Origin of the sequence: Pseudomonas sp. P42 (genome assembly GCF_017973755.1) — a bacterium.
In the GTDB taxonomy this organism is placed as follows: Bacteria; Pseudomonadota; Gammaproteobacteria; order Pseudomonadales; family Pseudomonadaceae; genus Aquipseudomonas; species Aquipseudomonas iridis.
The window spans coordinates 763503-775518 of the sequence record NZ_JACOPU010000001.1; the positions used below are offsets into that span (position 1 = coordinate 763503).

8 protein-coding genes are annotated in these 12016 nt (G+C 60.2%); 4 read left to right on the forward strand and 4 right to left on the reverse strand.

The genetic code is table 11. The features are described 5' to 3' along the window. Positions 1 to 150 precede the first annotated feature (150 nt). Both rlmKL and H8B20_RS03605 read left to right on the forward strand, forming a co-directional pair. Complete coding sequence (gene rlmKL / locus H8B20_RS03600; protein WP_115147627.1) at positions 151 to 2421, forward strand: bifunctional 23S rRNA (guanine(2069)-N(7))-methyltransferase RlmK/23S rRNA (guanine(2445)-N(2))-methyltransferase RlmL; 2271 nt, start codon at positions 151 to 153, stop codon at positions 2419 to 2421. Between the two features lie 145 nt (positions 2422 to 2566). Beyond that, on the forward strand, positions 2567 to 4951 hold the full coding sequence (locus H8B20_RS03605) for a sensor domain-containing diguanylate cyclase (RefSeq protein ID WP_210622360.1): 2385 nt from the start codon (positions 2567 to 2569) through the stop codon (positions 4949 to 4951). A 140-nt stretch (positions 4952 to 5091) separates the two neighbouring features. Here H8B20_RS03605 and dacB read toward each other — a convergent pair whose 3' ends face one another. Continuing rightward, complete coding sequence (gene dacB / locus H8B20_RS03610; protein ID WP_210622361.1) at positions 5092 to 6552, reverse strand: D-alanyl-D-alanine carboxypeptidase/D-alanyl-D-alanine endopeptidase; 1461 nt, start codon at positions 6550 to 6552, stop codon at positions 5092 to 5094. Between the two features lie 234 nt (positions 6553 to 6786). On the opposite strand from dacB, the gene H8B20_RS03615 reads away from it, so the two are divergent. After that, positions 6787 to 7131, forward strand: coding sequence for a YggL family protein (locus H8B20_RS03615; protein ID WP_042558513.1), 345 nt, complete (start codon positions 6787 to 6789; stop codon positions 7129 to 7131). Between the two features lie 127 nt (positions 7132 to 7258). Here the strand turns inward: H8B20_RS03615 and H8B20_RS03620 are convergent, their stop codons facing one another. Further along, the gene (locus H8B20_RS03620) at positions 7259 to 8449 is read right to left on the reverse strand and encodes a benzoate/H(+) symporter BenE family transporter (RefSeq protein ID WP_210622362.1); all 1191 of its coding nucleotides are present in this window, start codon (positions 8447 to 8449) and stop codon (positions 7259 to 7261) included. A 329-nt stretch (positions 8450 to 8778) separates the two neighbouring features. Between H8B20_RS03620 and H8B20_RS03625 the strand changes: the two genes are divergently transcribed. After that, positions 8779 to 9543 carry a GntR family transcriptional regulator gene (locus tag H8B20_RS03625; RefSeq protein ID WP_042558515.1) on the forward strand — a complete coding sequence of 255 codons (765 nt, stop codon included), beginning with the start codon at positions 8779 to 8781 and terminating at the stop codon, positions 9541 to 9543. A gap of 181 nt (positions 9544 to 9724) precedes the next feature. Here the strand turns inward: H8B20_RS03625 and guaD are convergent, their stop codons facing one another. Both guaD and xdhC read right to left on the reverse strand, forming a co-directional pair. Further along, on the reverse strand, positions 9725 to 11029 hold the full coding sequence (gene guaD, locus H8B20_RS03630) for a guanine deaminase (protein ID WP_042558516.1): 1305 nt from the start codon (positions 11027 to 11029) through the stop codon (positions 9725 to 9727). A 13-nt stretch (positions 11030 to 11042) separates the two neighbouring features. After that, on the reverse strand, positions 11043 to 11900 hold the full coding sequence (gene xdhC / locus H8B20_RS03635) for a xanthine dehydrogenase accessory protein XdhC (RefSeq protein ID WP_042558517.1): 858 nt from the start codon (positions 11898 to 11900) through the stop codon (positions 11043 to 11045). Between the last annotated feature and the right edge of the window lie 116 nt (positions 11901 to 12016).

A 12016-nucleotide genomic window follows, 5' to 3' on the forward strand; every position in this document is an offset into this window, starting at 1 on the left:
GTCCTTGCATCTAAGCTCTTTTAACCCGAGCAGCAGGGATGGGACGGCACACCTTCGTGCCACGCGGGCGTTCTTTTAGAAAAGCGCCTGATTGAAAACCGGATCGGCAATGCGTTGTCGGTTCACATAGCCAAAGGCTCTGGAAATACCATGTCCGACCAATTCGAACTCTTCCTCACTTGCCCCAAAGGTCTTGAAGGCCTGCTTATCGAGGAAGCCGTCGGGCTTGGCCTTGAAGAAGCCCGCGAGCACACCTCAGCCGTGCGTGGCATGGCAACCATGGAAACCGCCTATCGTCTGTGCCTGTGGTCGCGCCTGGCCAACCGCGTGTTGCTGGTGCTCAAGCGTTTCCCGATGAAGGACGCTGAAGACCTGTACCACGGCGTGCTCGACGTCGAGTGGCAAGACCACATGCTCAGCGATGGCACCCTGGCCGTTGAATTCAGCGGCCACGGCTCGGGCATCGACAACACTCACTTCGGCGCGTTGAAGGTCAAGGACGCCATCGTCGACAAACTGCGTACCCCGCAGGGCGACCGTCCGTCGATCGACAAGCTCAACCCGGATCTGCGCATTCACCTGCGTCTGGATCGCGGCGAAGCGATTCTCTCCCTCGACCTATCCGGCCACAGCCTGCACCAGCGCGGCTACCGCTTGCAACAAGGTGCAGCGCCGCTGAAGGAAAACCTCGCGGCAGCAATCCTGATCCGTTCAGGCTGGCCGCGCATTGCTGCCGATGGCGGCGCGCTGGCTGACCCGATGTGCGGTGTCGGTACGTTCCTGGTCGAAGCGGGGATGATCGCCGCCGACATGGCGCCGAACCTGCGTCGTGAGCAGTGGGGCTTCACCGCATGGCTGGGCCACGTGCCGGCGCTGTGGAAAAAGCTCCACGAAGAGGCGACCGAACGTGCGGCCGCCGGTCTGGCCAAACCGCCGCTGTGGATTCGTGGTTACGAAGCTGACCCGCGCTTGATCCAGCCGGGCCGCAACAACGTTGAACGTGCCGGCCTGAGTGAGTGGATCAAGATCTACCAGGGCGAAGTGGCGACGTTCGAGCCGCGCCCGGATCAGAACCAGAAAGGTCTGGTGATCTGCAACCCGCCGTACGGCGAGCGTCTGGGCGACGAAGCCAGCCTGCTTTATCTCTACCAGAACCTCGGCGAGCGTCTGCGTCAGGCCTGCCTGAACTGGGAAGCGGCGGTGTTCACCGGTGCGCCGGATCTGGGCAAGCGCATGGGCATCCGCAGCCACAAACAGTATTCGTTCTGGAACGGCGCACTGCCGTGCAAGCTGCTGCTGATCAAAGTCACTCCGGATCAATTCGTCACGGGCGAGCGTCGCACCCCGGAACAGCGTCAGGTCGAGCGTGAGCAAGCAGCTTACGACCAGACGCCGGACGAGCCACAAGAACGCAAGTTCAACAAGAACGGCAACCCGATCAAACCTGAGCCAGCCCCGGCTCCGGTGGTCGAGCAGGCGCGCTTGAGCGAAGGCGGGCAGATGTTTGCCAACCGTCTGCAGAAAAACCTCAAGGCACTGGGCAAGTGGGTCAAGCGCGAAGGCATCGATTGCTACCGCGTTTACGATGCGGACATGCCGGAATACGCGATGGCCATCGACCTGTACCACGACTGGGTGCACGTTCAGGAATACGCCGCGCCGAAATCGATCGACCCGCAAAAAGCTTCGATCCGCATGTTCGATGCGTTGGCAGCGATTCCGCAGGCGCTGAACATCGACAAGAGCCGCGTGGTGGTCAAACGCCGCGAGCGCCAGAGTGGCACCAAGCAGTACGAACGTCAGGCTGCGCAGGGCAAGTTCAATGAAGTGACCGAGGGCGGCGTCAAGTTGCTGGTCAACCTCACCGACTACCTCGACACCGGGCTGTTCCTGGATCACCGGGCGATGCGCCTGCGCATTCAGAAAGAAGCCGCCGGCAAGCGCTTCCTCAATCTGTATTGCTACACCGCGACCGCCAGCGTGCACGCGGCCAAGGGTGGTGCGCGCAGCACCACCAGCGTCGACCTGTCGAAAACCTACCTCGACTGGGCGCGCCGAAACCTGTCGCTGAACGGCTTCTCGGACAAGAACCGTCTGGAGCAGGGCGACGTGATGGCGTGGCTGGAAAGTTGCCGCGAAGAGTACGACCTGATCTTCATCGATCCGCCGACCTTCTCCAACTCCAAGCGCATGGAAGGCATTTTCGACGTGCAGCGTGATCAGGTGCAGTTGATCGACCTGGCCATGGCGCGCCTGGCGCCGGGCGGCGTGTTGTATTTCTCCAACAACTTCCGCAAGTTCCAGTTGGAAGAGAACCTGGCCGAGCGTTACGCGATTGAGGAAATCAGCGCGCAGACCATTGATCCGGATTTTGCGCGTAACACCAAGATTCACCGCGCCTGGAAAATCACGGCTCGTTGACGCTGCAAAGGATTGGATCCACAGAGCCTTGATTTTAAAGGCTCTTGGATCTGATCAACGCTAGCCAAATTGATGGCTAATAGCTATAAACTCACTCATGGCCAATGGGGGTTCCCCCGCAATGCTGGCGTAGTGAGTTGCCCTTATGTCGTTGCACCCCGTGCGCCCGAAGATTCTGGGTTTCATCAGCGAAGACGTCTCGGCCTGGCTGGTCGCGATGCTGGTATTGCTCGCCGGCGGGATACTCACGGGGCTGCTCGCCTGGGCCACTTTCAGCCAGTTTGAACAACAACTGCGTCAGCGCTTTCAGTTGCTGGCCAATGAGCGTTACAGCCGCATCGAAGAGCGATTTCAGGACCAGGAGCAACGCCTCGACGGCCTGCGCCGCTTCTTCACCAATTCCCAATCGGTGTCTCGCGCCGAGTTCGATGGTTACACCCGACCCTTATTACTGCGCACTCAGGCCTATTCGTTTGCCCTCAGGGTCAGTGCTGCCGAGCGCGCCGTATTTGAGCAGCGCGTGCGTGCAGAAGGCCTGAGCACGTTTACGATTCGCGAACTTAATGAACAGAGCGAGTTGCAACTGGCGGGCGCCCGAGATGAATACGTGCCGGTGTTATACAGCCAGACCCAAAGTCGTCTGGGCTCGCCGCTGGGCTACGATTTGCTCGCACAACCGCTGCGCCGCGACGTCCTGCAGCGCGCCGATGAGCTGCGTAACCTGGTCGTTTCGCAACCGATGCATCTGGTCAGTGTCGAGCCAGCCTATGCCCGCGGGGTCTTGCTGGTGGCGCCAGTCATTCGAGAGGGGCAGCCAAAGCCTTTCGGCTATGTGATGGCCGTGATCAGCATGCGCCAGTTGCTGGCGGATGGTTTGCCGGACGCGCTCCATGACTACCTTTCGGTGCGCATTCTCGACCTGTCGATCCCTGATCAGCACGAGGTACTCTACGAATCGGCCAACGATCCGGCACCCAGCGCTCTGGCCACCACGCGGCTGGTACGCATGGCCGATCACGACTATCAGGTGGATATCCTGCCGAGCGACGCTTTCGTGCAGGCCAACGACTCCTCAGTGGGGAGTGTGCTGATTCTCGGTGGATTACTCAGTCTGCTGCTGAGTGCGTTGTTATATGTGCTGGTCAGCCAGCGCCAGCGAGCCTTGCATCTGGTCGAGCAGCGCACGCAAGAGTTGCACGACAGCGAACAGGAACTGCGCGGCACTCACGGCCAGTTGCGCGGCGTGCTGAATGCCGCAACGCAGGTGGCAATCATCGCCACCGATCTGCGCGGGGTGATCAGCACTTTCAACCCCGGCGCCGAACAGATGCTTGGCTACCGCAGCGACGAGGTGGTCGGCCGCATGACCCTGGAGAACCTGCACTTTCCGCGCGAACTGATGGCCCGCGCGGCGGAATTGAGTGCGCGTTACGGCAAGGCGATCCCGACCTGTCAGGCGATGCTGGTCGAGGGCGGCGAAGTCGGCGGGCACGAGGCGCGCGAGTGGACCCTGATCTGCCAGGACGGCAGTCACCTGCCGGTGAACATGCTCGCCACCCCTGTGCTTGATGAGCAGGGCCTGTGGGTCGGGCATCTGGCGATCTGCATCGACATCACTGAGCGCAAGCGTGTGCACGAGGCACTGGCGGCGCGTGATGTGCTGCTGAAAAAGCTCAGCGCTCACGTGCCCGGCGGCATTTACCAGTTCAAGATGGAATTCGACGGTCGCTTCAGTGTGATCTACGCCAGCGACGGCATCCGCGAGATCTACGAACTCGAACCGGATGTGCTGCTGCTCGATGCCGAGGCCATTTTCTCCCGTATCTATCCGCAGGACGTGATCCGCGTGCGCACCTCGATTCGGGCATCAGCGCAAAACCTCAGCCCTTGGCGCGAGGAATATCGCGTGCAGTTGCCCGTACGCGGTCTGCGCTGGGTGCGCGGCGAGGCGACGCCGGAGGAGCTGCCCGGCGGTGGCGTGCTGTGGCATGGCTATATCTCGGACATTTCAGATTTGAAGCGCGTGGAGGAGGAACTCCGGGCGCTGTCGATCACTGATTCGTTGACCGGTATCCACAACCGTCGCTATTTCCAGGAGCGCCTGACCACCGAAATGGCCCGGGTCGAGCGCGGTGGCGGTGAACTGTCGGTGATCATGCTCGACATCGACCATTTCAAACGGATCAACGACCAGCACGGTCATGCCGTGGGCGACCGGGTGCTGCAAGCTGTGTGCGAGCGCATCGGCCATCGCTTGCGTCGCACGGATGTGTTCTGTCGCTTGGGTGGCGAGGAGTTCATGGTGCTCTGCCCCGACATCGACGGCGACCACGCCTACATGCTCGCTGTGGAGTTGTGGCAGGGGTTGCGCAGTGCGCCAGTTGATGTGGTCGGCGTGGTGACCGCAAGTTTCGGTATCGCCAGTTGGCGACCGGGGGAGGGCGCTGATTCGTTGTTGCTGCGCGCGGACTACGGGGTGTACGCGGCGAAGCAGGGCGGGCGGGATCGGGTTGAGCGGCAGATGAATTGATATTGAACACAGCGCAAGCCCTGTGGGAGCCGGGCTTGCCCGGCGATAGCGGAGGGTCAGTCAGAATCTTTGCTGACTGACCCTCCGCTATCGCTGGCAAGCCAGCTCCCACAGGGTTTTAGGGTGTTGGCGGGACTGGATTACAAGACGGAAGCCGTCTGCGGCAGCTTCGGCTGGCGATACAGATCCAGCAGTACCTGATCCAGCACCGACGATGCACCAAACGGCGCTTTATCGTTGAGGATCGCCACCACCGCCCAAGTGTTGCCGTTGACGTCGCGGCTGAAACCGGCAATCGCTCGCACGGTGTTCAGGGTGCCGGTCTTGACGTGGGCTTCGCCGCGCATGGCGGTGGTCTTCAGGCGTTTGCGCATGGTGCCGTCGGTGCCGGCAATCGGCAACGAGCTGATGTACTCGGCGGCATACGGGCTGTGCCAGGCGGCTTGCAGCATGTTCGCCATCTCACGGGCGCTAACCCGTTCGGCACGGGACAGGCCGGAACCGTTCTCCATCACCAGGTGCGGTGCGGTAATGCCTTTTTTCGCCAGCCACTGACGGACTACGCGCTGCGCTGCCCTGGCGTCGTCACCGTCGGCGTCGTTGCGGAACCTCTGACCCAGGCTCAGAAACAGCTGCTGAGCCATGGTGTTGTTGCTGTATTTGTTGATGTCGCGGATGATTTCCGCCAGATCCGGCGAGAATGCGCGAGCCAGCAATTTGGCGTTGCTCGGGGTCGGCGCGAGACGATCCCTGCCCTGAATGCTGCCCCCCAACTCCTTCCAGATCGCGCGAACGGCGCCCGCGGTGTAGGTCGCGTGGTCGAGCAACGACAGGTAGGTCTGCGAGCTGCAACCTTCACCCAACTGGCCGCCCACCGTCACGGTCACGCTGCCATCGGGCTGTGGCACCGGGTTGTAGCGCACACCGCCGGTGCATTGCTTGGAGGGGAGCGCTTTAACGGTATTTTCGATGCGGATGCTGGCGATCGGCGGTTCCACCGAGATCAGCACTCGGCCACCGTCATTGCGGGCGACGAAGCGCAGGGCCTTGAGGTTGACCAGCAGCGAGTCGGGTTTGACCAGAAACGGCTTATTCTGGTCATTGCCGTCATCGTTGAATTCCGGCAGCTGTGGCTGCACGAAGAAGTTGCGGTCCAGCACCAGATCACCGGTGATCTGCGTGACGCCGTTGGCGCGCAGATCGCGCATCAACAGCCAGAGTTTTTCCATGTTCAGCTTCGGATCGCCGCCACCCTTGAGGTAGAGGTTACCGTTGAGGATACCGCCGCTCAGGGTGCCATCGGTGTAGAACTCGGTTTTCCACTGGTGGTTGGGGCCGAGCATTTCCAGGGCCGCGTAGGTGGTCACCAGTTTCATGGTCGAGGCCGGGTTGACCGATACATCGGCGTTGAACACGGTGGCTGTGCCTGGGCCATCGAGCGGCACCATCACCAGCGACAGGGCGTTAGGCTGCAGTTTGCTCGCCTTGAGGGCTTTTTCGACATTGGGGGTGAGGGCAGTATTGATAGGGGCAGCAGAGGCAGGCAGGGCCAGAGGAAGAAATAGGCCGGCGAAAAAAAGTGGACGCAACGATTTGATCATGTGAAATAAAACCCTGCAAAAGAGGGGGAGAAAAACGAGGACATGGATGAAAAAGCCCTCAGTGGTCACGAAAGTGTCGGCATTATGCCCCAAGGTGGAACCGCTTGTGCCGCCCCCGGGGTGGCTAATCAGTGATTTTTTTACAGGCGGTCGGCCGCAGTGTCCAGAGAGTCGGGCAAATGACGTCTTAAACTGGTAAAGTGCCGGCCGTTATTACTTAAGAGGATTGTTCCAATGGCGACTAACCGTTCCCAGCGTCTGCGCAAAAAACTGTGCGTTGATGAATTTCAAGAGCTGGGTTTCGAGCTGAACCTGGACTTCAAAGAAGACTTGTCCGAAGAAGCCATTGACGCTTTCCTCGAAGCCTTCATCAAAGAAGCCATGGAAGCCAATGGTCTGGGTTATGTTGGCGGCGACGACTTCGGTCTGGTATGCCTGCAGAAGCGTGGCTCGGTCAACGAAGAGCAGCGCGCTGCTGTTGAAGCCTGGCTGAAAACCCGTAGCGAACTGACCGGTGCAACCGTCAGCCCGCTGCTGGATGTTTGGTATCCGGAAAAGCCGATCAACGCGGCTAAGTGATACTGAAAAAAACGGCGACCTGAGGGTCGCCGTTTTTTTTCGTGGATCAAAAGATCGCAGCCTTCGGCAGCTCACAGGATCTACGCGTAGCCCTGTAGGAGCTGCCGAAGGCTGCGATCTTTTGATCTTACGCTTTACGCCAATTTAAAATCACCAGCGTCACAACCCCCGCGACAATCCCCCAAAACGCCGATCCGATGGAGAACAGCGTCAACCCCGACGCCGTCACCATAAACGTGATCAGCGCCGCTTCGCGTTCCTTCACTTCGGTCATTGCGATGCTCAAGCCATTGATGATCGAGCCAAACAGCGCAAGCGCCGCAATTGACAGCACCAGTTCCTTCGGCAGCGCGGCAAACAGTGCCGCCAACGTTGCGCCGAACACCCCGGCGATCCCGTAGAAAATCCCGCACCACACTGCTGCGGTGTAGCGTTTGTTGCGATCTTCGTGGGCATGCGGCCCGGTGCAGATTGCCGCGCTGATGGCGGCGAGGTTGATGCCGTGTGAACCGAACGGCGCCAGTAACAACGAAGCGATGCCGGTAGTGGTGATCAGCGGCGAGGCCGGGACGGTGTAGCCGTCGGCGCGCAGCACGGCGATGCCGGGCATGTTCTGCGAAGTCATGGCTACGACGAACAGCGGAATGCCGATGCTGATGGTTGCCGCCAGCGAAAAGTGCGGCGTGGTCCACACCGGCGTTGCCACTTCCAGATGAAAACCGCTGAAGTCCAGCAGCCCCATGAAGCCCGACAGCGCGGTGCCGATCAGCAGTGCGGCGAGCACGGCATAGCGGGGCGACAGGCGTTTGACCAATAAATAGGTGAAGAACATGCCCAATACCAGACCGGTGCGGTGTTGCGCGGCGACGAAGATTTCGCTGCCGATCTTGAACAGAATCCCCGCCAGCAAGGCTGCCGCCAGCGATGCCGGGATCTTTTTCATCAGCCGTTCGAAACTACCGGTCAGCCCGCAGATCGTCACCAGCACCGCGCAGGTGATGTAGGCGCCGATGGCTTCGCCGTAACTCACGCCGCCAAGACTGGTGATCAACAGCGCCGCGCCGGGTGTCGACCAGGCAATGGTGATGGGCGTGCGATAGCGCAGGGACAGGCCGATCGAGCACACTGCCATGCCAATCGAAATCGCCCAGATCCACGAAGAAATCTGCCCGCTGGTCAGGCCCGCCGCTTGCCCGGCCTGGAACATCAGGACCAGGGAGCTGGTGTAACCGGTCATCATCGCAATGAAACCGGCGACGATGGCCGAGGGTGATGTGTCCGCTATGGGGCGCAGTCGGGTATGGGTGATGTCATTCATGACAGCGGTGTTCCTTGTTCTGATGGTGTTCTCCTGTAGGAGCTGCCGAAGGCTGCGATCCTTTGATCCTGTTTTTTAGCAGCAAGATCAAAAGATCGCAGCCTTCGGCAGCGCCAACACAGAGCCAAGCGGCGGATTCTGCGATCAAGCCTAAACTCAATCGTAACGAACCGTTGCAATACAGCCGTGGTCACAAACAGCCATACAGTCGTGTTGCCACCATCCATTGTGTACAATCGCGCTGTTTTTTACGCGATACTTGCCAGCGACCTACTGTGCCGTATTACAGTCACGGTCTATTCGCCGCAGTTCTCCCGACTCGAGTGCCCATGAACGAACAGTTGCAACCCCTCAAGAAACAACCGCGAGCAGGCAAAGCCGGCCGCAGCGGAACCCAGGACGATATTGTCTACGCGCACATCTTCGAGGCCATCCTCGAACAGCGTCTGGCGCCCGGCACCAAGTTGAGCGAAGAAGCGCTGGGGGAAATCTTTGGGGTCAGTCGCACCATCATTCGCCGCGCGCTGTCGCGTCTGGCCCATGAAGGTGTGGTGCTGTTGCGGCCGAACCGTGGCGCCGTCGTTGCCAGCCCGAGCGTGGAAGAAGCGCGTCAGGTGTTCATGGCCCGCCGTCTGGTCGAACGCGCGATCACTGAACTGGCCGTGCTGCACGCCACCGCCGAGCAAATCGCCGAATTGCGCCAAATGGTCAACGACGAGCGCGACAGCTTCTCGCGCGGTGATCGCGGCGCCGGTATTCGTCTGTCGGGCGAGTTCCATCTGAAACTGGCGGAAGCGGCGAAAAATGCACCGCTGGTCAGCTTTCAGCGCAGCCTGGTCTCGCAGACCTCGCTGATCATTGCCCAATATGAAAGCGGCAACCGCTCGCACTGTTCCTACGACGAGCACACCCAACTGATCGACGCCATTGAAGCGCGTAACGGTGAGTTGGCGGTGGATCTGATGATGCATCACATGGATCACATCGACAGCAAGCTCAACCTCGATGAGGAAGGCGCGTCGGATGATCTGCATGCAGTGTTCTCGCATTTGTTGCAGACCAAAAAGCCGGGGCGTCCTGCGGCCAAGCTTTGAGCTGATACCGAGTCGACCCTAATTGCTGGCAAGCCAACTCCCACAGGATTTTGTGGGGTTAGCAAATCTGCGATTCACCGAGAAACCTGTGGGAGCTGGCTTGCCAGCGATGCAATCTGACAGGCAACAAAAATCCCCCGGGGCTGAACACCACCGGGGGATTTTTTTTGCCTGTGAAAACTTAGCGCTGATGCACCAGCGCACCCGCCGCATAAGTCTGCTGCACCGTCCGGTCATCTCCCAGCGTCATCAACACAAACAACGTTTCGGCAATGTTATTCGCCTGTTTCAAGCGATAGCTCAGCAACGGCGTGGCGTTGTAATCCAGCACCAGGAAGTCAGCGTCGCTGCCCGGTTGCAGGTTGCCGATCTTGTCTTCCAGACGCAGCGCCCGCGCGCCACCCAAAGTCGCCAGATACAACGACTTGAACGGGCTCAAGCGCGCGCCCTGCAACTGCATCACTTTGTAGGCTTCGTTCAGTGTTTGCAGCAACGAGAAACTGGTGCCGCCACCCACGTCAGTGCCCAGCCCCACGTTCAACTTGTGCTTCTCGGCCATTGGCAGATTGAACAAACCGCTGCCCAGGAAGAGGTTCGACGTCGGGCAGAACGAAACGGCGGAGCCAGTTTGCGCCAATCGCGCACATTCGTCGTCGCACAGGTGCACGCCGTGGGCGAATACCGAGCGCTCGCCGAGCAGCTGGTAGTGATCGTAAACGTCCAGGTAGCCCTTGCGCTCCGGGAACAGTTCCTTGACCCACTCGATTTCCTTGAGGTTCTCGCTGATGTGGGTCTGCATGTACAGATCCGGATATTCAGTCAGCAATTGCCCGGCGAGGGTCAATTGCTCCGGGGTGCTGGTCGGCGCGAAACGCGGGGTGACTGCATAGTGCAGGCGTCCCTTGCCGTGCCAGCGCTCGATCAGCGCCTTGCTCTCGACGTAGCTGGATTCGGCGGTGTCGGTGAGGTAGTCCGGCGCGTTGCGGTCCATCATCACTTTACCGGCGATCATCCGCAGATCGAGTTTCTCGGCCGCTTCAAAGAACGAGTTCACCGACTGCGGGTGAACGCTGCCGAACACCAGCGCCGTGGTGGTGCCGTTGCGCAGCAGTTCCTTGACGAAAATGTCAGCGACTTCATCGGCGTGCGCCTTGTCACCGAACTGGCTTTCGCACGGGAACGTGTAAGTATTGAGCCAGTCGAGCAGTTGCTCGCCATAGGCGCCGACCATGCCGGTTTGTGGCAGGTGAATGTGGGTGTCGATAAAGCCCGGGGTGATCAGGGCATCCTGATAGTGGTTGATTTCGATGTCTGCCGGCAGCGTCGGCAGCAAGTCGCTGGCGTGGCCGACGGCGCTGATCTTGCCGCCATCGACCACCAGCAGGCCGTCCTCGAAATATTCGTAGGAGGCTTCGATACCGACTTCGGCAGGGTCGGCAATGCTGTGCAGGATGGCGGCGCGGTAGGCTTTGCGAGTCAGAGGCATGAGGTTTCTCTAATCAATTTGAGGCTTTGAGTTTGGCGGCCTGACTGCGGCGTGAAAGCGGCAGCAGTTTGGCAATCGGTTCGGCGCTGGCAGTGTGCTGGCCGAAATTGGCGTTATAAGTGGCGATGATTTCGCCGGCGATGGAGATGGCGATTTCCACAGGCAACTTGCCTTTGACTTCGCCGATACCCATCGGGCAGCGCATGCGTTGCACGACGCTGGCGTCGAAGCCGCGGTCACGCAGACGGTGTTCGAACTTGGCGCGTTTGGTCTTCGAGCCGATCAGGCCGAACCAGGTGAAATCGTTGCGCTTGAGGATCGCGGCGGTGAGTTCCAGATCCAGCTGATGATTGTGGGTCATGACGATGCAATAGCTGCCGGCGGGCAGGTCATCGATTTCATCCACAGGCTCTTCGGCGACGATTTTACGGACGCCGTGGGGAATCTGTGCGGGGAATTCTTCTTCCCGGGAATCGATCCAGCGCACTCGGCAGGGCAGGCTGGCGAGCAGCGGCACCAGGGCGCGACCGACGTGGCCGGCGCCGAACACGGCGATCTGCGCTTGCACCTGGCCCATCGGTTCGAATAGCAACACCGTGGCGCCGCCGCAGCACTGGCCCAGACTGGCACCGAGGCTGAAGCGCTCCAGATGAGTGTCCTGCTTGCCGCTGGCGAGCATCTCGCGAGCGATCTGCATGGCTTTGTATTCCAGGTGCCCGCCACCGATGGTGTCGAAGATCTGGCGAGCACTGACGACCATTTTCGAGCCGGCATTGCGTGGCGTCGAGCCGAGCTCTTCGATGATCGTCACCAGCACACAGGGCTCGCCCTGGTTCTGCAGGTCGGCGAGGGCGTCGATCCAGTTGTACATATTCACCTCGACATCTTTGTTGTCTGTTCGGGCCTCTTCGCGAGCAGGCTCGCTCCCACATTGGAATTGCACAGTCCAACGGTCAGCACAAAACCCTGTGGGAGCTGGCTTGCCAG

Excerpts from the sequence above, each read along its gene's own strand:
- rlmKL (WP_115147627.1), top strand. The coding sequence starts at position 151 with ATGTCCGACCAATTCGAACTCTTCCTCACTTGCCCCAAAGGTCTTGAA.
- H8B20_RS03605 (WP_210622360.1), top strand. The coding sequence starts at position 2,567 with ATGTCGTTGCACCCCGTGCGCCCGAAGATTCTGGGTTTCATCAGCGAA.
- dacB (WP_210622361.1), bottom strand. The coding sequence starts at position 6,552 with ATGATCAAATCGTTGCGTCCACTTTTTTTCGCCGGCCTATTTCTTCCT.
- H8B20_RS03615 (WP_042558513.1), top strand. The coding sequence starts at position 6,787 with ATGGCGACTAACCGTTCCCAGCGTCTGCGCAAAAAACTGTGCGTTGAT.
- H8B20_RS03620 (WP_210622362.1), bottom strand. The coding sequence starts at position 8,449 with ATGAATGACATCACCCATACCCGACTGCGCCCCATAGCGGACACATCA.
- H8B20_RS03625 (WP_042558515.1), top strand. The coding sequence starts at position 8,779 with ATGAACGAACAGTTGCAACCCCTCAAGAAACAACCGCGAGCAGGCAAA.
- guaD (WP_042558516.1), bottom strand. The coding sequence starts at position 11,029 with ATGCCTCTGACTCGCAAAGCCTACCGCGCCGCCATCCTGCACAGCATT.
- xdhC (WP_042558517.1), bottom strand. The coding sequence starts at position 11,900 with ATGTACAACTGGATCGACGCCCTCGCCGACCTGCAGAACCAGGGCGAG.